This window comes from Mycobacterium sp. NGS56 (genome assembly GCF_059812425.1).
Map to the genome: position 1 here is coordinate 36,893 of NZ_JCALCQ010000002.1, position 21,249 is coordinate 58,141.

The 21,249-nt window shown below is 68.7% G+C and carries 21 protein-coding genes; 8 read left to right on the forward strand and 13 right to left on the reverse strand.

From position 1 onward, the window contains the following. Window positions 1-25 precede the first annotated feature (25 nt). Window positions 26-1,216, forward strand: coding sequence for a PPE family protein (locus tag AC5Y4F_RS07425; protein ID WP_499995856.1), 1,191 nt, complete (start codon window positions 26-28; stop codon window positions 1,214-1,216). Here the strand turns inward: AC5Y4F_RS07425 and AC5Y4F_RS07430 are convergent. The 3 genes from AC5Y4F_RS07430 to AC5Y4F_RS07440 all read right to left on the reverse strand — a co-directional run bounded on the left by AC5Y4F_RS07430 (window position 1,147) and on the right by AC5Y4F_RS07440 (window position 2,283). Next, window positions 1,147-1,575 carry a three-helix bundle dimerization domain-containing protein gene (locus AC5Y4F_RS07430; RefSeq protein ID WP_499995858.1) on the reverse strand — a complete coding sequence of 143 codons (429 nt, stop codon included), beginning with the start codon at window positions 1,573-1,575 and terminating at the stop codon, window positions 1,147-1,149. The genes AC5Y4F_RS07425 and AC5Y4F_RS07430 overlap by 70 nt on opposite strands. A 6-nt stretch (window positions 1,576-1,581) precedes the next feature. After that, window positions 1,582-1,755, reverse strand: coding sequence for a DUF5994 family protein (locus AC5Y4F_RS07435; RefSeq protein WP_499995860.1), 174 nt, complete (start codon window positions 1,753-1,755; stop codon window positions 1,582-1,584). 171 nt (window positions 1,756-1,926) lie between these two features. Continuing rightward, entirely contained in the window at window positions 1,927-2,283 is a 357-nt protein-coding gene (locus AC5Y4F_RS07440) for a DUF732 domain-containing protein (protein ID WP_067938382.1), read from the reverse strand. 190 nt (window positions 2,284-2,473) lie between these two features. On the opposite strand from AC5Y4F_RS07440, the gene AC5Y4F_RS07445 reads away from it, so the two are divergent. Next, window positions 2,474-3,391: an extracellular catalytic domain type 1 short-chain-length polyhydroxyalkanoate depolymerase gene (locus AC5Y4F_RS07445; protein WP_499995861.1), complete on the forward strand. Its 918-nt coding sequence runs from the start codon at window positions 2,474-2,476 to the stop codon at window positions 3,389-3,391. A 24-nt stretch (window positions 3,392-3,415) separates the two neighbouring features. Here the strand turns inward: AC5Y4F_RS07445 and nei2 are convergent, their stop codons facing one another. Genes nei2 through AC5Y4F_RS07460 form a run of 3 tightly spaced genes read right to left on the reverse strand, consistent with a single transcriptional unit; the run spans window position 3,416 to window position 9,530 of the window. After that, the gene (nei2, locus tag AC5Y4F_RS07450; RefSeq protein WP_067938378.1) at window positions 3,416-4,171 is read right to left on the reverse strand and encodes an endonuclease VIII Nei2; all 756 of its coding nucleotides are present in this window, start codon (window positions 4,169-4,171) and stop codon (window positions 3,416-3,418) included. A 1-nt stretch (window position 4,172) separates the two neighbouring features. Next, on the reverse strand, window positions 4,173-8,825 hold the full coding sequence (locus AC5Y4F_RS07455) for an ATP-dependent helicase (protein WP_499995862.1): 4,653 nt from the start codon (window positions 8,823-8,825) through the stop codon (window positions 4,173-4,175). A 42-nt stretch (window positions 8,826-8,867) separates the two neighbouring features. After that, window positions 8,868-9,530: a TetR/AcrR family transcriptional regulator gene (locus AC5Y4F_RS07460; protein ID WP_067938374.1), complete on the reverse strand. Its 663-nt coding sequence runs from the start codon at window positions 9,528-9,530 to the stop codon at window positions 8,868-8,870. 422 nt (window positions 9,531-9,952) lie between these two features. On the opposite strand from AC5Y4F_RS07460, the gene AC5Y4F_RS07465 reads away from it, so the two are divergent. From AC5Y4F_RS07465 to AC5Y4F_RS07480, 4 genes are all read left to right on the forward strand, one after another. Next, complete coding sequence (locus tag AC5Y4F_RS07465; protein ID WP_499995864.1) at window positions 9,953-10,336, forward strand: hypothetical protein; 384 nt, start codon at window positions 9,953-9,955, stop codon at window positions 10,334-10,336. Between the two features lie 47 nt (window positions 10,337-10,383). Then, window positions 10,384-10,695: a protein UsfY gene (gene usfY / locus AC5Y4F_RS07470; protein ID WP_067938372.1), complete on the forward strand. Its 312-nt coding sequence runs from the start codon at window positions 10,384-10,386 to the stop codon at window positions 10,693-10,695. A 424-nt stretch (window positions 10,696-11,119) separates the two neighbouring features. Beyond that, window positions 11,120-11,557: an ATP-binding protein gene (locus tag AC5Y4F_RS07475; protein ID WP_067938370.1), complete on the forward strand. Its 438-nt coding sequence runs from the start codon at window positions 11,120-11,122 to the stop codon at window positions 11,555-11,557. Continuing rightward, window positions 11,554-12,342 (forward strand): RNA polymerase sigma factor SigF, encoded by a 789-nt coding sequence (locus tag AC5Y4F_RS07480; RefSeq protein ID WP_067938368.1) that lies wholly within the window; start codon window positions 11,554-11,556, stop codon window positions 12,340-12,342. Before AC5Y4F_RS07475 ends, AC5Y4F_RS07480 begins: the two co-directional genes overlap by 4 nt. Here the strand turns inward: AC5Y4F_RS07480 and AC5Y4F_RS07485 are convergent. The 7 genes from AC5Y4F_RS07485 to AC5Y4F_RS07515 all read right to left on the reverse strand — a co-directional run bounded on the left by AC5Y4F_RS07485 (window position 12,313) and on the right by AC5Y4F_RS07515 (window position 18,732). Beyond that, window positions 12,313-12,741 (reverse strand): STAS domain-containing protein, encoded by a 429-nt coding sequence (locus tag AC5Y4F_RS07485; RefSeq protein WP_067938430.1) that lies wholly within the window; start codon window positions 12,739-12,741, stop codon window positions 12,313-12,315. The two genes, AC5Y4F_RS07480 and AC5Y4F_RS07485, sit on opposite strands and share 30 nt — an antisense overlap. Before the next feature lie 184 nt (window positions 12,742-12,925). Then, a complete protein-coding gene (locus AC5Y4F_RS07490; RefSeq protein ID WP_067938366.1) occupies window positions 12,926-14,722 on the reverse strand; it encodes an acetyl/propionyl/methylcrotonyl-CoA carboxylase subunit alpha in 1,797 nt (598 codons plus the stop codon). Window positions 14,723-14,856: 134 nt separating this feature from the next. Continuing rightward, window positions 14,857-15,276: a SufE family protein gene (locus tag AC5Y4F_RS07495; RefSeq protein WP_067938364.1), complete on the reverse strand. Its 420-nt coding sequence runs from the start codon at window positions 15,274-15,276 to the stop codon at window positions 14,857-14,859. A 5-nt stretch (window positions 15,277-15,281) separates the two neighbouring features. Continuing rightward, entirely contained in the window at window positions 15,282-16,172 is an 891-nt protein-coding gene (locus tag AC5Y4F_RS07500; protein ID WP_067938362.1) for a sulfurtransferase, read from the reverse strand. Window positions 16,173-16,193: 21 nt separating this feature from the next. After that, a complete protein-coding gene (locus tag AC5Y4F_RS07505; RefSeq protein ID WP_499995866.1) occupies window positions 16,194-16,826 on the reverse strand; it encodes a Maf family protein in 633 nt (210 codons plus the stop codon). Beyond that, complete coding sequence (locus AC5Y4F_RS07510) at window positions 16,823-17,095, reverse strand: acyl-CoA carboxylase subunit epsilon (protein ID WP_067938358.1); 273 nt, start codon at window positions 17,093-17,095, stop codon at window positions 16,823-16,825. Before AC5Y4F_RS07510 ends, AC5Y4F_RS07505 begins: the two co-directional genes overlap by 4 nt. After that, window positions 17,092-18,732: an acyl-CoA carboxylase subunit beta gene (locus AC5Y4F_RS07515; RefSeq protein WP_499995867.1), complete on the reverse strand. Its 1,641-nt coding sequence runs from the start codon at window positions 18,730-18,732 to the stop codon at window positions 17,092-17,094. Before AC5Y4F_RS07515 ends, AC5Y4F_RS07510 begins: the two co-directional genes overlap by 4 nt. A gap of 35 nt (window positions 18,733-18,767) precedes the next feature. Here AC5Y4F_RS07515 and AC5Y4F_RS07520 point away from each other — a divergent pair, with 35 nt between their 5' ends. Further along, on the forward strand, window positions 18,768-20,348 hold the full coding sequence (locus AC5Y4F_RS07520) for an FAD-binding protein (RefSeq protein WP_499995868.1): 1,581 nt from the start codon (window positions 18,768-18,770) through the stop codon (window positions 20,346-20,348). Between the two features lie 17 nt (window positions 20,349-20,365). Then, window positions 20,366-21,199, forward strand: a complete 834-nt coding sequence (locus AC5Y4F_RS07525; RefSeq protein ID WP_499995869.1) for a biotin--[acetyl-CoA-carboxylase] ligase — start codon at window positions 20,366-20,368, stop codon at window positions 21,197-21,199. The last annotated feature ends 50 nt before the right edge of the window (window positions 21,200-21,249 follow it).

The window sequence follows — 21,249 nt, forward strand, 5'->3', positions numbered from 1 at the left end:
ACGGCATTTCCCAAGGTAAAGGTTCATGGATTTCGGGATACTGCCGCCGGAGGTCACTTCGGCGCTGATCCACTCTGGACCAGGCGCTTGGTCATGGATCGCGGCCGCCGGCGCCTGGCAGGAGCTCAGCGCTGAGCTCGAGCAATCTGCCGCCGGCTACACCGCCGAGCTGTCGTGGCTGATGACGACGTGGCATGGCCCGTCCGCCATGGCGATGGCCCGAGCGCTGGAGCCCTATTTGGACTGGCTGCGCGTCACCGCCGCGCAGTGCCAGGAAATCGCGACGTCGGTGGAAGTCATGACCGCGGCGTTCGAGTTGACGCACTGGACGGTGGTGCATCCCTCGCTGGTCGCCGCCAACCGCGCGCGGCTGGCGATGTTGTTGGCCACCAACTTCTTTGGGATCAACTACCCGGCCATCGCCGAGACCGAGGCCGAGTACAACACCATGTGGGTGAACAACTCGGCGGCATTGGTCCGCTACGACGCGACCTCGGCGAGCACCGTCAGACCGCCCCAGTTCTCTTCGCCGCCTCCGGTTTCCGATCCGTCGGGCATGACGAGGCAAGCCGCCATCGTGCCGGCTACGGCGACGGGAAACTCCGGCGCGCAGATCGCCGCCGCCAGTTCGGGTCCGGGCCAGGCCGCCTCCGACGCGGCGACGCTCCAGGCGGCCTCCGGTGCCGCCGGCCTGTTCGGCAGCGACGGCGACCCCAGCCGCGGTTGGTTCGGATATTTCAGCACATGGGGCAACCAGTTCATCGCGAGCGGGTTTCCCGTCAACCTGCTCAGCTATCTCGCCCAGTTGAACGCCGCCAACAGCCTGCAATTCGGCGCGGCCACAGACATTTTCGGCGGATTGACCGAAGGCACGGCGGCGCTGTCGTCGGCGGAGACGCAACTGATCGGCGCGGTCGGCGCCACCGGATCGTTGGCGCCACGTGCCACGCTGGGCGTCGGTATTTCGCTCGGCAACCTGACCATGCCGCCCGCGACGGTGGGAATGCTGGGGTCGTCGGCGCCGGTGCAGCTGGCGTCCGCGGTCTCCGCGCTGCCACCGGGGGCCGGCCAGACACCCATGCTCCCGATGGTCCCGATGCGCCCTACGGGCGGCTCGGCGAACGGTCGCCGGCGTAAGGGGCGCGACTACGACGATATTGAGTACGGTGCGGAACTGCCGGGCACCGTGATGCACAGGCCGCCGTCGGCCGGATAGCGCTGCCTGCGCGACTCCATCATGCGGTTGCCGACGATGTGTTCGACCAGAATGGGGACGAAGGTCTGCACCGGCGCCTCGATGAATCGTTGCGCCGTCTCCTCGCACCACCGCCGGATCTGAGCGTCGCGCCGTTGCCCACCGAGCCCCTGGTGACGGGCCAGCATGTCGGCCAACTCCGCGACCGATCGCCCCACCGTGATTCGGACGGCCGGAGAAACCGGGGCGGCGCCGAACACTCGCACCGCATCGAGTGCCCGACGGGCGTTCCCGCCCATCGCGATCACGCCGGCCTGCTCGTCATTGACGAAGCCCAACAATTCGATTGTGTGCCCGTCGAATTCAGCCAGAGCGGGCATGTTGTGTCAGTCGTGGCGGCGATAGCCCACCATGACGATCTGCCCCAGCCGATTCGACAACGACGCCACCAGGCCCGGCGGCTCGTCGGCCAGGCTCGTCGACCGCGGCCACCAGGCGCCGTCGATGTGCTCGGACACAGGCCGATATGCCCTGAGCCGCAACAGGTTTGATTGTTCCAATGTCATCCACCTGTCGCTGAGCCTTGGGCCGGACGACCCTCCGTCAGTCAAGACCACCACAAATAATCGGCGACCGCGGCGCCAGCGAGTTGCCGCTGGATTTACCGACCGTGAACAAACGAATTTGCGCAATCGCGTACAGGCGCACGGGACGTTTTGGCAGGTCGGTTTTCAGGAACCGGGTGCCGCCGCGTACTTCGGGCAGTACGCCTTGATGCTGACCCCGACGAAGTAGCCGGCGTGATAGCTGTCCAGGTGGCTGCTGGACAGGACGTTGTTGGCGACCTGTTCCGGTGTCTGGCCCATATCGAGTTCGTGACACACGGTGTGCCCGGAATTGACCGCGGCGTCGGCTGACTCGTAGTTGATGCCCTTGGCTTTCAGCGCGGCCAGGAATTCGTCATCGGCGGACGTGGCGCCAGCTGTCGCGGATGCACCCAGCACGCCGAGCAGCCCGGCCACCGGCAGCACGCCCATCGCCAGGAGCCATAGCGATCGGCTGCGCTTGCGCATCGTGGTGGTCGTCATTTCTGATACTCCCGTGGAACAGAAGTGTCGTTGCTTGCTGAAGGCGGGCTAGTTCGCATGCTTGCATCTTGCGGCGTCCGCCGAAGCCGTATCGCCGATAATGCGATGTGTGCCACCCGAGCGTTTGCTCCGCAGTCGCAAACACGTAACCAGCGACCCTTCGGCGACGCGCAGCCGGTGATCTGACGACATGGCATACGCACGGTGGTTGTGGCTCGGTGTGGTGGCGATATGCGTGGTCGGCTGCGGTGTGCGGCACGTGCCGGCGGCCAACGCTCGAGACATCTCGGGCACCTTTCGCTCCGGCGGCATGGACCGAACCTACATGTTGCACGTGCCGACGGGCGAGCCCGTCGGGCTGGTGCTCAGTTTGCACGGTGCGGGCGGTACCGGGTTCTCGCAGCGCGGCCTGACGGGGTTCAACTCCGTTGCTGACGCCCACAACCTGTTGGTCGTTTACCCCGACGGTTACGACAAGAGCTGGGCCGACGGGCGTGGTGCCTCGCCCGCCGATCGCCGCCACATCAATGACGTGGCCTTCCTGGTCGGGCTGGTCAACAAGCTGCAGAACGACTACGGCATCGCTGCGGGGCACGTTTTCGTCACGGGGATGTCCAACGGCGGCTTCATGAGCAACCGGCTGGCATGCGACCGCGCCGACGTGTTCGCCGCGGTCGCCCCGGTGGCCGGGACTCTGGGCGTGGGGGTGGCCTGTAACCCGTCGCGGCCGGTGTCGGTCTGGGAAGCCCACGGGACCGCCGACCCGCTGGTGCCCTTCAAAGGTGGGACGGTGCGCGGCCGCGGCGGGGTCAGCCACTCCATCTCGGCGGACAGCATGGTGGAAAAGTGGCGCTCGGTCGATGGCTGCCAAACAAAGCAGGCGATGGAGGCGCTACCCGATGTCCGCGACGGCACCGTGGTGCACCGCTACCAGTTCACGGGATGCGCGGACAACACCGAGGTGGTGTTCTACAAGATCAACAAAGGCGGACACACCTGGCCGGGCGGCAAGCAATATCTGCCGGCGGCCGTCATCGGTCCCACCACCCGCGCGCTCGACGGGTCCGAGGCGATCGCCCAGTTCTTCCTCGCCCACGCCCGCGGCTAGGCCCGCGACCAAGGGCCACGCGCTTCAGCGCTGGCAGGACGGGCACCAGTACGTCACCCGATCCCCGGAGTCGTCGAAGGCGATCGGGGTACCGCAGCGCCGGCACGGCTGCCCGGATCGCCCGTAGACCCACAGCTGCCGTCCGGCCCGGGTGTCGCCCGTGGTGCACCGGTTCCACCGAAAGCGGTTGAGCCACAACATGTCCCGTGCCCGCGAGACGAGCCTATGCGGGTCGGCGATGTCGCGCACCGGCGCGGTGGGCAGATGCCCGGACAGGAAACACAGTTCGTTGCTGTAGACGTTGCCGATGCCGGCCAGCAGGCGCTGGTCCAACAGTGCCCCGGCGATCGGCCGGTCCGGGTCGGCCGTCAGGTTGGCGGCGGCCAGCGCGGGATTCCAATCCTTGCCCAGCAGATCGGGGCCCAGGTGCGCGACCGCGTCGCCGTCACGCTCGCGCTCCAGGATCTCCAGCACGCCCAAATCGACGCCGACGGCGCGGACGCTGTCGGTCTCCAAGATGATGCGCGCGCGGTGGTCGACCCGCACCGAGCGGTTGCCGACCCGCCAGCTGCCGTCCATCTTCAGATGCGAGTGAATGCTGGCGTCACCCACCCGGATGAACAAGTGCTTTCCCCGGCTGAGCACCTCGTCGACCACCCGACCGGTGAGGTCAACGGTGGCGAACCGCGGCACCCGGACGTCGCACCGGGTCAGGGTGTCGGCGACCAGGCGCTCGCGCAGTACGGCGGCGGTGTGCCAGACGGTGTCACCTTCGGGCATGTCAGCGCAGCCGCATTCCACGCGGAGTTCGGGCGAATCCGGCGTCGGAAAGGGCGTCGATCGGGCCGGGCCCGTCCGCGCGGGGCTGAAGGGCGGGCACCCCGTCGATGCGTTCGACCAGGATCGACGCGACGCGACGGGACGAGACCAGGTCGGCCAGCGCCGTTGCCGCAGCCTGATGGGCGGCGGGGTCGTCGGTGAAGGTGAGCAGCGACCGCCCGCCGCGCTCGAGGAACCAGGTCAGCTCACCGTCGACCAGGACCACCATTGCACCGGCCTTGCGGCCAGGGCGTGCCCCCGACCCACCAGACCCCGAGACCCCGTCGCCCCGGGAGGCGGGCCAGGTCAGCGCCGCGCCGTACGGGTTGGCCGGATCCGAGGCGGCCAGCGCGACCGCCCGGTACTCCGGCCTTTCCGGATCGACGCCGTCGGAGTAAGCGCGCAGCCGGTCGACCGTCGATGCGACCGCGAACTGTGCCCCGCCCAGCGACTCGATGAAGTAGCCGCGCTGGCACCGGCCGGCATCCTCGAAAGTGCTCAGCACTTTGTACAGGGTGGCGAACCCGCCGGGCACGCCCTCGGCCGTCACCGCGCCGCGGGTCAGCACGCCGTGGCGGCCCAGCAAGAGCTCGGCTTGGTAGTGGGCGCGCAGCGTGGAGTCCGGCTCCGGGGCTGGCAGGATCGACCACCGGCCGGCCACGGTCGGGTCGGCGGGCCGGGACTGCGGGTGCGCGACGCTGTATCGGCTCAGCCGCGGCGGGCGATGCGACCGGTGCGCGGGCGCCGAGCGCCTGCGGGTTCCGGCGCCACCGAGCAGGGCGCGCACCGGGGCGAACGTGTCGCCCGTGATCCAACCGGCCCAGATCAGCTCCCACAAGGCGCCTTTGAGCTCGGACTCACCGAACCCGCTTTGCGTGAGCTGGCGGAAGAAGTAGGCGCCCCCCGGCGCGAGCGTGTCCAGGATGGCGCGGTGGGCGTCGCCCAGCTCGATGTCGGCGGGCGCTTGCAGTGTCAACGGCGCGGATTCGCTGGGGTGCAACGCGATCCAACCGTCGCCGTTCGAAATCGACCCGGCCCCCGACCAGGTGACCTCGCCGGTGGCCAGCAGCTCGTCGAGCAGTGCGGGGGAATAGTCGCGGACGCGGGGGGCCAGCACCAGCGGCTCGATCGCCGAGGCCGGCATCCGTACGCCGGCCAGCTGGTCGATCACCGACATCAGGCCATCCAGCCCGGAATAGCTTGGGGAGCGCGACGATTCGGCCGTCCCCACCCGATGCCAGGCCGGCAGGAACCGGCCGTAGGCGGCGGTGCTGACGGGCTCGACCTGGGCCCGCAGCGCCGCCAGCGACCGCCGCCGCAGGATGCGCAATACATCGGCATCACACCACTGCTCACCCCCGGCCATCGGCACCTCCGCCGCCTCGGCAGTGGCGACGAAGTCGCCGCGCACCAGCCGGCCGTCGCCGGCGAGCCGGCCCAGGATGTCTGCGGTCACTCGCAGTCCCAGCCCGAACCGGGCGGCGGCCTCGGCCGTGGTGAACGGGGTGTGGGTGCGCGCGTAGCGACCCAGCAATTCGCCCAGCGGGTCGGCGACCTCCTCGGTAAAGGCGGCCGGCACGCCGAGCGGAACCGCGATGCCGATGCCGTCGCGCAGCCGGCCGATGTCCTCGATGGCCACCCACCAGCTGCGGCCGGCGAACGACACGGTCAGCGCGCGCCGCGCCGCGCGCAGTCCCTCCAGCCACCCGCCTACGTCGGCGTCGCCGGCCCGGGCGGCCACCTCGTCCTCGGTCAGTGGGCCCAGCAGCCGCAGCAGGTCAGCGACCGCCTCGGCGTCGCGGGCGGCCCGGTCGGTCGAGAGGTGCTGAAGCTGGCGGCCGGTGGCGGCGATGACCTCGGGATCGAGCAGGTCGCGCAACTCCACCCGGCCCAGCAATTCGGCCAGCAGCGTGCTGTCCAGCGAGAGCGCGGCGGCCCGGCGCTCGGCCAGCGGGCTGTCGCCTTCGTACATGAACGCGCCGACGTAGCCGAACAGCAGCGACGCCGCGAACGGCGACGGCCGCTGCGTCTCGACCTCGAGCACCCGCACGCGCCGCTGCGCGATACCGGTCATCAGCATTGTCAGGGCCGGTACGTCGTAGACGTCCTGCAGGCATTCGCGGATGGTCTCCAGAACCACCGGAAAGTCGGGATATTTGCGGGCCACATCCAGTAACTGGGCAGCACGCTGGCGTTGCTGCCACAGCGGCGAACGGCGCCCGGGGTGCCGGCGCGGCAATAGTAGGGCCCGGGCCGCGCACTCGCGGAACCGCGACGCAAACAGCGCCGAGCCGCCCACCTCTGCGGTGACGATCGGGTCGATCTCCTCGGCGTCGAAGACGAAAAGTTCGGCGCCCGGCGGAGCCCCGGAGCCGGTGTCCGATGCGAAATCGCAGAACGTGTCCGGCAGTCGGACCACGACACCGTCGTCTGAGGCGGTGGGCTTCTCGTCGATGCCGTAGCGCTCGCGCAGCCGGCGGGCCACCGCCAGCGCCAGTGGTCCGTTGACTGCAAGCCCGTACGGCGAGTGCAGGATCACTCGCCAGTCGCCCAGCTCGTCACGGAACCGCTCGACCAGCAGGGTGGTGTCGGTGGGCACCACCCCGGCGGCGCTCCGCTGTTCGTCGAGCAGGCGCAGCAGGTTCTCGGTGGCGTATGCATCGAAACCCAGTCCGGCGCAGCGCGTTTCGAAATCCTCCCGCTTCAAGCCGGCCAGCTCGCCGGTGAACGCGCCGAGTGCGGCGCCCAGCTCGGCCGGGCGGCCCAGACCGTCGCCGCGCCAGAACGGCAATCGGGCCGGCTGGCCGGGTGCCGGGATCACCAGCACCCGGTCGTGGGTGATCTCGGTGATCCGCCAGCTGGTGGCGCCCAGCGAGATGACATCGCCGGGACGTGACTCGTAAACCATTTCCTCTTCGAGTTCGCCTACCCGGGAAGGCTTTTCGGCCTCGGAGGCAAGGTAGACGGTGAACAGTCCGCGATCGGGGATGGCGCCGCCGGACGTCACGGCCAGCCGCTGCGCGCCGGGGCGGGCGGTCAACGTGCCGGTGTCGCGGTCGTACACCAGCCGCGGCCGCAGCTCCGCGAATTCGGTGGACGGGTATTTGCCGCTCAACAGGTCCAGGGTGGCCTCGTACACGCTGCGCGGCAGCGTCGCGAACGGCGCGGCCCGCCGCACCGTGTCGAACCACCGGTCGGCGTCCAACGGTTCCAGGGCGGCCGCCGCCACGGTCTGCTGCGCCAGGATGTCGAGCGGGTTGGCAGGTACCCGCATGGTTTCGATCTGGCCGGCGAGCATGCGCTGCACGCTGACCGCGCAGCCGATCAAATCGGTGCGGTGTTTGGGGAACAGCACGCCCCGCGAGACCTCGCCGACCTGGTGGCCCGCACGGCCGATGCGCTGCAGGCCGCTGGCCACCGAGGGCGGCGCCTCCACCTGGATCACCAGGTCGACGGCGCCCATGTCGATACCCAGCTCGAGGCTCGAGGTGGCCACCACCGCCTTGAGCAGCCCGCGCTTGAGGTCCTCTTCGACCAGGGCGCGCTGTTCCTTGCTCACCGAGCCGTGGTGGGCGCGGGCCAGGATCGGTTCGGCGCCGTAGGTCTGGCCGCTGCCCATGATGTGCGCCGGCGCGCCGCCGGCCACCTTCGGATTGGCGTCGGCGGCCGATCCCCCGGAAGCAAGAGGTTCTTCCACCGCACCGCTGCGTTCGGCGTGAATCTCGTTGAGGCGGGCGGTTAGTCGCTCGGCCAGTCGGCGCGAATTGGCGAAGACGATGGTGGAGTTGTGCGATTCGATCAGATCGACCAGGCGGTTCTCGACGTCCGGCCAGATGGTGTTGTTCGCCATGTTCGCCATATCGGGCACCGGCACCTGGACGTTGAGCTCGACCGTCTTGGCCGACGGCGGGGCCACGATGGTCGTCGGCGCGTGCCCGGAGAGGAATCGCGCAAGTTCCTCGGGCGGACGCACCGTCGCCGACAACCCGATGCGCTGCGCGGGTTTGTCCTCGCGCAGCGCGTCCAGGCGCTCGAGGGACACGGCCAGGTGCGCGCCGCGCTTGCCGGCGGCGATGGCGTGGATCTCGTCGACGATCACCGTCTGCACACCGGCCAGGGTCTCGCGGGCGGCCGACGTGAGCATCAGGAACAGCGACTCGGGAGTAGTTATCAGCACGTCGGGCGGTCGGTTGATCAGCTGGCGTCGGGCGGCGGGCGGGGTGTCGCCGGAACGGACCCCGACGCTGATATCGGGGGCCGGCAGCCCCTGGCGTTCGGCGATGCGGGTGAGCCCGGCCAGGGGGGTGCGCAGGTTGCGCTCGACATCGACTGCCAGCGCCTTGAGCGGCGAGACGTAGAGCACCCGCGTGCCGGGCGGGCGTTCCGTTGAACCGGCGAGGCTATCCAGCGCCCAAAGGAACGCCGCCAGCGTCTTGCCCGAACCGGTCGGCGCGATCACCAGGGTGTTGTGGCCGTCGGCGATGGCGCTCCAGGCGTCGGCCTGCGCGGTGGTCGGCGCGTCGAAGGTGCTGGTGAACCACTCGCGGGTGATCGCGCTGAACCGGCCCAACGGGTCGGAGCGGCCGGGCGGCCTCAAGTCAGCGCGAGTGCTCACCTAGCCATCGTGCCAACGGTCACCGACAAGATGCAGCTCCGCTCACAAACGCGAGTTGGACATCGCCTCGCCGAGCGCCTCCGGGAGCTCCGGGACCCGTCCGATCGCGTCCAGCAGCGCGTGCGCGCAGGCGTCTGCGAGCTTCTCGGCGTCGGTGCTGGGGTCGATGATCCGCTGCCGGCAGATCTCGAAGGTCAGTGCCAGCCAGCCGTTCAGAATCACCCGCAGGTGTCGCTCGACGTCGGGTGCCATGCTGGGTGCGTTGACCTCGGCGATCAACCGGTTGATCCGGGACATGATGTGTTCCATCTGCCGGTTCTTGGCATCGTCTTCGACGCCGAGCAGAACCGGATCGGACCGGCCGAGGCCGACGTACGCCGCCCAGGCGGCCTCCGGGTTCTGCTCGTGGTAGGCCATGTAGGCCAGCACACCGACCCGGATCTCCTCGTACATGGTCAGACCGGTCGCGTCGTCCATGTTGGTGTTCTCGTACAGGCGATCGGCCTCGTCCTTGACGACGGCCGCGAAGAATGCGCGCTTATCGGGGAAGTAGTGGTACATCAGAGCCCGCGACACCCCCGCGCGTTCCGCGATCTCGTCGATGCGGACCTCGTCGTAGGGTCGCTTCCCGAAGACCTCTGCTCCTAAAGCGAGCAGCTCGGCGCGGCGATCCTCGGGAGACAGGCGCCTGCGGGCTGTTGGCATGTGTCAGATAGTACTCATCGGACGTGGCACGCCAGCCACATTGGATTCATTCGAACTCCATCCCTACCAGCGGTAAGTCACCGAAATAATTGACGGTGCCGGTAGTTTGGCGCACGTAGGCCGCCGAGAAGCCCGTGTCGGATCGCGCCCGCCGCCGGTGTCATTTCCGCGCGAACGTCCTCGCGAACGCGCCGCCGATTTCCGCTCCGGACGTCCCGATGTCGGCATCGGCGATACCGCAGCCGGCTTCGGCCCTGAACTAGGGCTTGACCTCGCGTCGATGTCGTTTACCGCCGTTTGCCCCGGGGTATTTGATCCCATGCGTTTCCGCAGCTACCAGCGCGGGCAATGCTTGCCCTGTAACTAATGCGACGTAGCGAGCGATGAACTGGCCGCGGGGTACCCAATGGGAGGTGAAAACGATGCAGAAAGCGGACGCGCGATCAGGCGGTGACCGCTTGGGCCAGGAGGACGGCGAGGTGCACGCCGCGATCCGGTTCGCCGTCCTGTCCACGGTGGCCGCCGTCGGCTTCCTGTTGATCGCCGCGGTGTGGGTCAGCACCTGCCCGGGAGTCGGGACGGACACAGTGGCCTGTGGTGCCCCGCAGCGCACCCTGCTGGCCTTCGGGGGACCGCTGATCGCGCTCGGCGCCGGGATCTGGGCGTTCGTGCGCACGTATCTGGTGTGGAAGGCCCGGGGGACCTGGTGGGCATGGCATGGCGCCGGCTGGTTCCTGTTGACCGCGATGGCGTTGATGGTCGCCATGGGGGTGGCGCCGATCGCCGGTCCGGTACTGGCCCTTTAGGTTTGTCCTCCCGCGATCTAACGTGGATGGTGCGGTGAGGAGCAGCTATGGGAGACACCTACCACGACCCCGTCGACCATCTGAGGACAACACGGCCGCTCGCCGGCGAGTCGCTGATCGACGTCCTGCACTGGCCCGGATACCTCTTAGTCGTCGCGGGCGTGATCGGAACATGCGGCAGTCTTGCGGCCTTCGGCAGCGGACATCACCACGAAGGCATGACGGCGGGGATCGTCGGGGTCATCGCCGCGGTGCTGGGGCTGGCCTGGCTGGCGGTGGAGCACCGCAGGATTCGCCGGATCTGCGATCGTTGGTACACCGAACATCCGGATGTGTACCGGCAACGGCCGGCCAGCTAGGGACGCAGACCAGCCCGCACGCGCCCTTTCGATCGTGTCTTTTCTCGGCATGACCTGCCGTGACGCCGCGCCTGTGATATTGCGCATGAAAGGAAATTGCGAGGTTACCGGCGCGAACATGTGGGTATCAGGTTTGCACCATGATGAGTGCCGGAACGGTTGCGTGGTCACCCCATCATGGGGGACGGAATCACGAATACACCGATGTACATGCCTACTGCAACGACTATCGATATGACCAGCGTGACCCCGGCGATCACCGCGAAGCGCCGGTCTCGGCGCGTCCGGATCGTGTCGGTCGTGTCAGGCCCGCCCATAGCGGGCCGAATATCCGGTGGCGACCATGACTAACCGGCTCGAGCGCGACGTCCACGGCGGACTGCGAAGCAGTAGTAGTGTCACTCGAACATTGCCGGGAGACCATATGAACGATGCTGGATTGCACGCTAACAAGCGTCCGCGCGGCCATCGTGCTGTCGAACTTCACGTTGCTGCGCGGCTGGAGAACCTCGCGATGCTGCGCACCCTGGTCGGTGCCATCGGCACTTTCGAGGACCTGGATTTCGATGCGGTGGCGGACCTGCGGCTCGCGGTCGACGAAGTGTGCACCAGGTTGATTCGTTCGGCCACTCCCGACGCGACCCTGGTCGTCGTGGTCGATCCCCAGGATGACCAATTGGTAGTGGAAGCTTCCGCGGCATGCGACACTCACGACGTGGTGGCGCCCGGCAGTTTCAGCTGGCATGTGCTGACGTCGCTCGCCGACGACGTTCAGACTTTCCATGACGGTCGCGAACCCAATGAAACCGGCAGTGTTTTCGGCATCACACTGACGGCGCGACGGGCGGCCTCCAGCAGGTGACAGCGCGAGCTGCCGGCGGTTCGGTTTCGCGTCCGAACGAATACGCCGATGTTCCGGACATGTTCCGTGAGCTGGCCGCTGCCGCGTCCGACTCGGTGGAATTCCAACGTCAACGGGACAAAATCGTCGAGCGGTGCCTGCCGCTCGCCGACCACATCGCGCGCCGCTTCGAGGGTCGCGGCGAACCGCGTGACGACCTGGTTCAGGTGGCGCGCGTCGGATTGGTCAACGCGGTGGTCCGGTTCGACGTCGACACCGGCTCGGACTTCGTTTCCTTCGCGGTGCCGACGATCATGGGAGAGGTTCGCCGCCACTTCCGCGACAACAGCTGGTCGGTCAAAGTCCCGCGGCGGCTGAAGGAACTGCACCTGCGGCTGGGCACCGCCACAGCCGACCTCTCGCAGCGGCTCGGCCGGGCGCCCACCGCGACCGAACTCGCCGCGGAGCTGGACATGGACCGCGAAGAGGTGGTCGAGGGGCTGGTGGCGGGCAGCTCGTACAACACCCTGTCCATCGACAGCGGTGGCGGCGGTGAGGAGGAGGAGGCCCGCGCTATCGCGGACACCCTCGGTGACGTCGACACCGGCCTGGACCGGATCGAGGATCAGGAATCGTTACGTCCGCTGCTCGAGGCGCTGCCCGAACGGGAACGGACGGTGTTGGTGCTGCGATTCTTCGAGTCGATGACGCAGACGCAGATCGCCGAGCGGGTCGGCATCTCGCAGATGCACGTGTCGCGGCTGCTGGCGAAGTCGCTAGCGCGGCTCCGTGACCAGCTGCAGTAGCGGCCGGGGCTCTTCTTCGACCCACAGCGGTTCCAGCAGTGGCTCGGCCCGCTGCGTGGTCACCGGCAGCGTCGCGTCCGGGTCGCAGACCCGCAGCAGCCTGTCCACCGCCGGGCTCGGCGCCATGGCCCAGGACACCTGAGCGCCCGAGCAGGCCACATTGATCCGGTGCAGGGCCGAAAAGCCCGCAGTGCCAATGAATTTGAGGCCGCGCAGGTCAAGGATCACTCGCCGGGAGCGGTTGGTGCTGTGCTGTACGTACGCGACCAGTTGATCCGCGTTGGCCGCGTCGAGCTCGCCGTCCACCGTGATCAGCGTGCCCGCTGGACCCCAGCGGGCGGTGAATTGTGCTGTGCGGCTTTGTTGCCAAGATTGGGCCACAGACATAGCTGACTCCATCCCATCGAGGGACATTCCTGCTGTGGATACGTCAGCGGTGTGAAAATAGTTCGAAGAAGCAGGGAATTCCGCCTACCCCCACGTCACCGACGTATCCCGGGCGGCTGTGAACTCAACCTTGTACGAGACCCTACTCCCGAATAGCCAGGGCCGACAGCGTTGTCGGAAAAACTCTTGCCAAGCGCTACTTGATCTCGGCGAGCACCGTGCCCTGGGTGATGGCGGCGCCGGCCTCGACCGCGAGTCCGGTGATGACACCGTCCTTGTGCGCGGTGACCGGATTCTCCATCTTCATCGCCTCGAGCACCACCACCAGATCGCCCGCGGCAACCCCCTGGCCTTCCTCGACCGCGACCTTGACGACGGTGCCCTGCATGGGGGCGGTCACCGCGTCACCCGATGCAGCCGCGCCCGCGTGCGCCCCGCGCTTGCGCGCCTTGGGCTTCTTGCGGATGACACCGGCCGGATCCGCCGCGCCACCGCCCGACAGCGCCAGGTCGCCGGGCAGCGACACCTCCAGCCGGCGGCCGCCGACCTCCACGACCACCTTCTGGCGCGGCCTGGAGTCCTCTTCGTCCAGCGGCTCGCCGCCGGTGAAGGGTTCGATGGTGTTGTTCCACTCGGTCTCGATCCAGCGGGTGTGCACCGAGAAGCCATCGCCGTCACCGATGAACGCCGGGTCACTCACGACGGCTCGGTGGAACGGGATGACCGTGGCCAGACCTTCGACGTGGAACTCGTCGAGGGCCCGGCGGGAGCGGGCGAGCGCCTCCTCGCGGGTGGCGCCGTGCACGATCAGCTTGGACAGCATCGAGTCGAACTGACCGCCGATGACCGAACCGGCCTCGACACCCGAGTCCAGGCGGACGCCGGGGCCGGTGGGGATGTCGTAGCGGGTGACCGGACCGGGAGCGGGCAAAAAGCCCCGTCCGGCGTCCTCGCCGTTGATCCGGAACTCGATGGCGTGCCCGCGCGGCGTCGGGTCCTCGGTGAGGTCCAGCTTCTCGCCGTTGGCGATCTTGAACTGCTGCAGCACCAGGTCGATGCCCGCGGTCTCCTCGGTGACCGGGTGCTCGACCTGCAGACGGGTGTTGACCTCCAGGAAGGAGATCAGGCCGTCCTGGCCGACCAGGTATTCGACGGTCCCGGCGCCGTAGTAGTGCGCCTCCTTGCAGATGCGCTTCGCCGACTCGTGGATCTCCTTGCGCTGCGCGTCGGTCAAAAAGGGCGCGGGAGCCTCCTCCACCAGCTTCTGGAAACGGCGCTGCAGCGAGCAGTCACGGGTGCCCGCAACGATCACGTTGCCGTGCTGATCGGCGATCACCTGCGCCTCGACGTGGCGCGGCTTGTCCAGGTAGCGCTCGACGAAGCACTCGCCGCGGCCGAACGCCGCGACGGCCTCACGGGTGGCCGACTCGAACAGCTCGGGGATCTCTTCGATGGTGCGGGCCACCTTCATGCCGCGGCCGCCGCCGCCGAAAGCCGCCTTGATCGCGATCGGCACGCCGTACTCCTTGGCGAAGGCCACCACCTCGTCGGCGTCCTTCACCGGGTCCGGGGTGCCGGGCACCAGCGGGGCCTGGGCGCGCGCGGCGATGTGGCGGGCGGTGACCTTGTCACCGAGGTCACGGATGGACTGCGGGCTGGGCCCGATCCAGATCAGATTCGCGTCCAGGACCGCCTGTGCGAAGTCGGCGTTCTCCGACAGGAAGCCGTAGCCGGGGTGGATGGCGTTGGCGCCCGACTTGGCCGCCGCGTCAAGGATTTTCGCGAAGTCCAGGTAGGACTCCGCGGAGGTCTGGCCGCCCAACGCGAACGCCTCGTCGGCCAGCCGCACGTGCGGCGCGTCGGCGTCGGGCTCGGCGTACACCGCCACGCTGGACAGGCCCGCATCGCGGGCCGCGCGGATCACCCGGACAGCGATTTCGCCGCGGTTGGCGACGAGCACCTTGGAGATCCTCGAGCTGGCGTGACTAGCCACTGCGCCTCCTGTTTGGCATATCCGCGGACGTATTTGCGCGGACTTCTCTAAGAGAATTTCTTACAACGAGTTCTGGGGAAGTCTAAGCGTCGCACCGTTTCGCCCCACGAGGCGGTCCGGAATTTCGTGGTTTTTTACGCACTCTCGCGCAGCCTGCGCTTGATGCGGGCGAGCATCGCCGACAGGCCGCGCAACCGCAGCGGGCTGATCAGAGCGGCCAGCCCGAGGTCGGCGTAAAAATCCTCGGGCACCGCCAGAATGTCGGCGGCCGGCTGTTCGTCGAGACCGGCGGCCAGAATCGACGCGAACCCCCGCGTGGTCGGCGATTCCGCCGGTGCGCTGAAGTGCAGCCGCACCCGCTCGGGGTCGCTGGCATCGACGTGCAAAAACAGCGGGGTCTGGCATTCCGGCACCGGCTCCATGGCCGCTTCTTCCAGGTCGGACGGCAGCGCCGGAAGTTCATTGGCGAACTCCAGCAGCAGCGCCAGCTTGTCCTGGCCCTCGACTTCGGCGAAATCGGACACCACCTCGGCCAGCGGCGCGGGCATACTCATCGCGATCAGACCGGGACCGCGCCCGGGGATTCGCCTGCCACGATCGGCGTGCGCACGGTGTTGCCCCACTCCGTCCACGATCCGTCGTAGTTGCGCACCCCCGGCTTGCCGAGCAGATGCGTCAGCACGAACCAGGTGTGGCTGGAGCGCTCGCCGATGCGGCAGTACACGACGGTCTTGTCGTCCGGCTGGATGAATCCGTACAGCTCCTCGAGCTCCTCGCGGCTGCGGAACCGCCCGCTCTCGTCGACCGCTTTGGCCCATGGGATCGACCGAGCGGTGGGGATGTGGCCGCCGCGCAGCACGCCCTCCTCGGGGTACTCGGGCATGTGCGTGCGCTTGCCGGTGTACTCGTCCGGCGAGCGCACGTCGATCAGCGGCTGGGTGCCGAGAATTCCCAGCACGTCGTCCTTGAAGGCGCGAATGGGCGCGTCGTTACGGGTGACGACGGGATAGCCGGTGGATGTCTTGGTGGGCACGTCCAGCGTGGTCTCCCGGCGTTCGGCCAGCCACAGGTCGCGGCCACCGTTGAGCAGCCGCACGTCGGGGTGGCCGAACAGCGTGAACACCCAGAGTGCGTACGCCGCCCACCAGTTGCTCTTGTCGCCGTAGATCACCACGGTGTCGTCGCGGGCGATGCCCTTGCGGTCCATCAGCTCCGCGAACTGCGCCCCGTCGATGTAGTCGCGGACGTGGGGGTCGTTGAGGTCGGTGTGCCAGTCGACCTTCACCGCGCCGGGGATGTGACCGACGTCGTAGAGCAGGACGTCCTCGTCTGATTCGACGATCGCCAGGCCGGGAGTCCCCTGGTTGGCGGACAGCCAGTCGGCGGTGACCAGTCGCTCGGGGTGGGCGTATTCGGACAATGTCGGGCTTGGATCGGGTGGTAATGCCACGCTGCCGAGCCTACCGCCAGGCTAGTTGCCCGCCCACAACGCGGACACCGACAGCCCGGCCCGTCCCAGCAGCGACCGCAGCAGCGGCAGGCTGACGCCGATCACGTTCGACGGGTCACCGACGATCCCGTCGACGAACCAGCCGCCCAGGCCGTCGAGGGTGAAGCCCCCGGCCACGTGCCACGGTTCGCCGTTGGCGACATACGCCCGCAGGTCTTCGTCCGTCGGGACGGCGAAATGCACTGTCGTGCACTGGGATTCAACTTCACGGTGGGTGATGGCGGCCTCGCGCAGCCGCAGCAGGCAGTGCCCGGTGTGCAATTCGCCGGCGCGGCCACCCATCAGGCGCCACTGGCTCGCGGCGGCATCGGCCGATCCGGGTTTACCGCACAACTGGCCGTCCACGGACAGCATCGAATCACAGCCGAGGACAACGCAATCGGCCGCAACCCCGCCATCCAGTTCGCCCGCCACCTGTTCGGCCTTGGCCCGGGCCAGGGCGCACACCACGTCGGCCGGCGATGCCTCCGGCCCCTGCGCGGTGGCAATGGCATCCTCGTCGACGCCCGAGATCACGACCAGCGGATCGACGCCCGCCTGGCGCAGCACCTTGAGCCGGCCGGCCGACGCCGACGCCAGCACCAGGCGGGTCAATGCCTCATGTGAGTCATTTGCTGGAACGTCAGCCGCTGATAGTTGGTCATCGCGAACCGCAGGCGGTCGACCGGGAGACCCCAGCGGGTCCGCTCGGGCTGTTCGGGCTCCGGCGCGCCGCCGGCGCAGCCCAGCACCGCGACCAGCGCGGCCACCTCCTCGACCGTGGGTTCACCCTTGAGGATCTGAATGTGCGGCTCGTGCGCGTGCGGCTGCAAAGCGTCTCCGGCCGCGACCCCGTCGGCGTGCGCGTCGTTCTGCTCGGTCATAGGGGGATGTTCCCGTGCTTCTTCGGGGGCAGGTGGGAGATCTTGCGCTCCAGCAGGCGCAGCGCCGTGCCGATGTAACCGCGGGTGTGCGACGGCGGGATCACCGCGTCGACGTAGCCCCGTTCGGCGGCGACGTACGGGTTGACCAAGGTGTCTTCGTATTCCTGTTGCAGTTGCAGGCGCAGCGCGTCGACGTCCCTGCCCTCCTTGGCGGCCTCGCTCAGCTGCTTGCGGTAGACGAAGCCGACGGCGCCGGAGGCCCCCATCACGGCGATCTGCGCCGTCGGCCACGCCAGGTTGACGTCGCAGCCCATGTCCTTGGACCCCATCACGCAGTAGGCGCCGCCGTAGGCCTTGCGGGTGATGACGGTGATCTTCGGGACCGTGGCCTCGCCGTAGGCGAACAGCAGCTTGGCGCCGCGGCGGATGATGCCGTTGTACTCCTGGCCGGTGCCCGGCAGGAAGCCCGGGACGTCGACCAGCATGATGATCGGGATGTTGAAGCAGTCGCAGGTCCGCACGAACCGGGCGGCCTTCTCCGAGGCGTTGATGTCCAGGCAGCCGGCGAACTGGGTCGGCTGGTTGGCCACGATCCCGACCGGGCGGCCCTCGATGCGGCCGAACCCGACGACGATGTTCTGCGCGTAGCCACCCTGGATCTCGAGGAACTCGTCGTCGTCGAGGATGCGGGTGATCACCTCGTGCATGTCGTAGGGCTGGTTGGGCGAGTCCGGGATCAGCGTGTCCAGCTCGAGGTCCTCGTCGGTGAGGTTGTCCTCGATGGCGCCCGGGGGATGCGGCTCGGCGTAGCGCGGCGCGTCGGTGGCGTTGTTGGGTGGCAGGTAGCTCAGCAGGTCGCGGACCCAGTCGAAGGCGTCCTGCTCGCCGGAGGCCACGTAGTGCAGGGTGCCCGACTTCGCCATGTGGGTGTGGGCGCCGCCCAGCTCCTCCATGGTGACGTCCTCGCCGGTGACGGTCTTGATCACGTCGGGTCCGGTGATGAACATCTGGCTGGTCTGGTCGACCATGACCACGAAGTCGGTCAGGGCGGGGGAGTAGACGTGCCCGCCGGCGGCCGCCCCCATGATCAACGAGATCTGCGGGACGACACCGGAGGCCAGGATGTTGTTGCGGAAGATGCGGCTGTACAGGCCGAGCGAGACGACGCCCTCCTGGATCCGCGCGCCGGCGCCGTCATTGATGCCGATGAGCGGGCGTCCGGTCTTGATCGCCAGGTCCTGGATTTTGACGATCTTTTCGCCGTACACCTCGCCCAGGCTGCCGCCGAACACCGTGGCGTCCTGGCTGAAGATGCACACCTCGCGACCGTCGACGGTGCCATAGCCGGTGATCACGCCGTCGCCCAGCGGGCGGTTGTTCTCCAGGCCGAAGTTCTTGCTGCGGTGCCGCGCCAGCGCGTCGAGCTCCACGAACGAGTCCTCGTCGAGCAGGGCGAGGATGCGTTCGCGGGCGGTGAGCTTGCCCTTGGCGTGTACCTTCTCGACGGCCTCTTCGCCCACCGGGTGCAGTGACTCTTCCCGGCGCTTGTGCAGCTCGGCCAGCTTGCCCGCGGTGGTGTGGATGTCGATGCTGTGCTCGGCGGCCGGTTCCGCAGTGTGGTCGGTAACGCTCGTCATGGGAGTCGAGCTTAGCGGCGCGGTACTCTCCGCTGATGGACGCCCGCCCGTTGGGAACCGCGGACTGGGCGGCCGAATGCGACGTGCTGATCGCGGGCTCGGGCGGCGGCGGCGTGACCGGTGCGTACACCGCGGCGCGTGAAGGCCTCGACGTGTTGCTGGTCGAGGCGACGTCGAAATTCGGTGGCACCACCGCCTACTCCGGCGGGGGCGGTGTCTGGTTCCCGTGTAATCCCGTGCTGGTCCGCGCCTGCCCACCTGGCGCCTTCGACGACACCGTCGAGGACGCGCTCACTTACTACCAGGCCGTGGTCGGCGACCGGACCCCTCGCGAGCTGCAGGAAACCTATGTGCGCGGCGGAGCGCCGCTGATCGAGTACCTGGAAGCCGACCCGAACCTGAAATTCGTGCCGCTGCCGTGGCCCGACTATTACGGCAAGGCGCCCAAGGCGCGGCTGGACGGCAAACGCCACATCGCCGCCAAGCCCCTGAAAGTGGACGCCGCGCCGGAACTGCGCGAGGTGATCCGCGGACCGCTGGACACCGATTGGCTCGGTGCCGAACCCCCTTCGGACTACTACCTGGGTGGCCGCGCGCTGATCGCGCGATTCCTCAAGGCCATCGGGCAGTACCCGACGGCGTCGCTGCGGCGCGACACCGCCCTGGTCGAGCTGGTGGCGTCCGACGGGCGGGTCACCGGCGCGATCGTCGAGACCGCCGGCGAACGACGGGCGATCCGCGCCCGCCGGGGAGTGCTGTTGGCCGCCGGCGGCTTTGAAGCCAACGACGAGCTGCGCCGGCGCTACGGCGTGCCCGGGACATCGCGAGACACCATGGGCGGCCCGGGAAGTCGCGGCCTGGCGCTGCAGGCCGGCATCGCCGCGGGCGCCGACACCGACCTGCTCGACCAGGCCTGGTGGTCGCCCGGCATGACCCACCCCGACGGCCGGTCCGCCTTCGCGCTGTGGTTCACCGGTGGCATCTTCGTGAATCAGGCCGGCAACCGGTTCGTCAACGAATCCCGGGCGTACGACCGGGCCGGCCGCGAGATCATCGCACTGCTGGCCGACGGGTCGATCACCTTGCCGTACTGGATGATTTACGACGACAAGGAGGGCGAGGTGCCGCCGGTGAAGGCGGCCAACGTCACCATCGTGGAGACCGAGAAGTACGTCGCCGCCGGCCTGTGGCATACCGCGGACACGCTCGAGGAACTGGCCGCCAAGATCGGGGTTCCGGGTGGGCGGCTGGCGGCGACGGTGGCCCGGTTCAACGGGTTCGCCGCTGCCGGTGTCGACGAGGACTTCGGCCGCGGCGACGAGGCGTTCGACCGCGCCTTCTCGGCCGGCGCGTCGCCGCTGGTCCCCATCGACTCGCCGCCCTATCACGCCGCCGCGTTCGGCATTTCCGATCTGGGCACCAAGGGCGGCCTGCGCACCGACGCCGCGGCGCGGGTGCTGGACACGTCCGGCGACCCCATCCCCGGCCTGTACGCGGCGGGCAACACCATGGCCGCGCCCAGCGGCACCGCGTATCCCGGCGGCGGTAATCCGATCGGAACCAGCATGCTGTTCAGCCATTTGGCCGTGCTGGACATGCGCGACCGGCGGGCCTGAGTTCTAGGCTGGGTGCGGTGACAGAACGAGATCGGCTCCGAACACCGTTGGACGAGAGCGCATTGCGCGCCGAGTTGATCGGCACCGGGCTGGGCTGGCGCAAGCTCGACGTCGTCGAACAGACCGGCTCCACCAACGCCGACCTGCTGGCGCGGGCCGCGTCTGGTGACGACGTAGCCGGGGCCGTGCTGATCGCCGAGCACCAGACCGCTGGGCGCGGCCGGCACGGTCGCGGCTGGTCGGCCACGCCGCGGGCCCAGATCACCATGTCGGTCGGGGTCAGCGTCGTCGACGTCCCGACCACGGGGTGGGGCTGGCTGCCGCTGGCCACCGGGGTGGCGGTGGTCGACACGGTCACGCCGTTGCTGGCGGGGGCGGGCGCGCAGGCGGGTCTCAAATGGCCCAACGACGTGCTCGCCGGCCCGCCGGATTCGCGGGGCAAGCTGGCCGGAATCCTGGCCGAGGTGGCGAAGCCCGTCGTCGTTATCGGCTTGGGGCTCAACGTGACTCAGTCCGCCGACGAGATCGACGACCCCGGGGCCCCCGCGCTCACGTCGCTGCTCGACCTGGGCGTCGCCGCGCCCGACCGCACGCAGCTGGCCGCGGCCCTGCTGCGCGAGCTGGGCCGGCGCATCGTGGCCTGGCGCGCCGCGCGCGGGGCCGACTGGGCGCTCGCCGCGGACTACCGCGCGCGCAGCCTGACCATCGGCACCCGGGTCCGCGCGCATCTGCCCGGCGGCAAGCAGGTCGACGGGAGGGCGAGCGCCATCGATGACCAGGGCAGGCTCTGCCTGGAAAGCCACGGGCAGACCGTCGTCGTCGCGGCCGGCGATGTGGTGCATTTGCGCTAGTGGCGATCGCAAGCGCGGCGGAGCCGGGCGCGGCGGGTCGCCACCATTTG

Bases quoted from the DNA above. Each gene is read 5' to 3' on its own strand.
- AC5Y4F_RS07475 (WP_067938370.1), top strand. From the start codon at position 11,120: ATGAACGATGCTGGATTGCACGCTAACAAGCGTCCGCGCGGCCATCGT.
- AC5Y4F_RS07425 (WP_499995856.1), top strand. From the start codon at position 26: ATGGATTTCGGGATACTGCCGCCGGAGGTCACTTCGGCGCTGATCCAC.
- AC5Y4F_RS07440 (WP_067938382.1), bottom strand. From the start codon at position 2,283: ATGACGACCACCACGATGCGCAAGCGCAGCCGATCGCTATGGCTCCTG.
- AC5Y4F_RS07445 (WP_499995861.1), top strand. From the start codon at position 2,474: ATGGCATACGCACGGTGGTTGTGGCTCGGTGTGGTGGCGATATGCGTG.
- nei2 (WP_067938378.1), bottom strand. From the start codon at position 4,171: ATGCCCGAAGGTGACACCGTCTGGCACACCGCCGCCGTACTGCGCGAG.
- AC5Y4F_RS07520 (WP_499995868.1), top strand. From the start codon at position 18,768: ATGGACGCCCGCCCGTTGGGAACCGCGGACTGGGCGGCCGAATGCGAC.
- AC5Y4F_RS07460 (WP_067938374.1), bottom strand. From the start codon at position 9,530: ATGCCAACAGCCCGCAGGCGCCTGTCTCCCGAGGATCGCCGCGCCGAG.
- AC5Y4F_RS07465 (WP_499995864.1), top strand. From the start codon at position 9,953: ATGCAGAAAGCGGACGCGCGATCAGGCGGTGACCGCTTGGGCCAGGAG.
- AC5Y4F_RS07495 (WP_067938364.1), bottom strand. From the start codon at position 15,276: ATGAGTATGCCCGCGCCGCTGGCCGAGGTGGTGTCCGATTTCGCCGAA.
- AC5Y4F_RS07515 (WP_499995867.1), bottom strand. From the start codon at position 18,732: ATGACGAGCGTTACCGACCACACTGCGGAACCGGCCGCCGAGCACAGC.
- AC5Y4F_RS07430 (WP_499995858.1), bottom strand. From the start codon at position 1,575: ATGCCCGCTCTGGCTGAATTCGACGGGCACACAATCGAATTGTTGGGC.
- AC5Y4F_RS07485 (WP_067938430.1), bottom strand. From the start codon at position 12,741: ATGGAGTCAGCTATGTCTGTGGCCCAATCTTGGCAACAAAGCCGCACA.
- usfY (WP_067938372.1), top strand. From the start codon at position 10,384: ATGGGAGACACCTACCACGACCCCGTCGACCATCTGAGGACAACACGG.
- AC5Y4F_RS07510 (WP_067938358.1), bottom strand. From the start codon at position 17,095: ATGACCGAGCAGAACGACGCGCACGCCGACGGGGTCGCGGCCGGAGAC.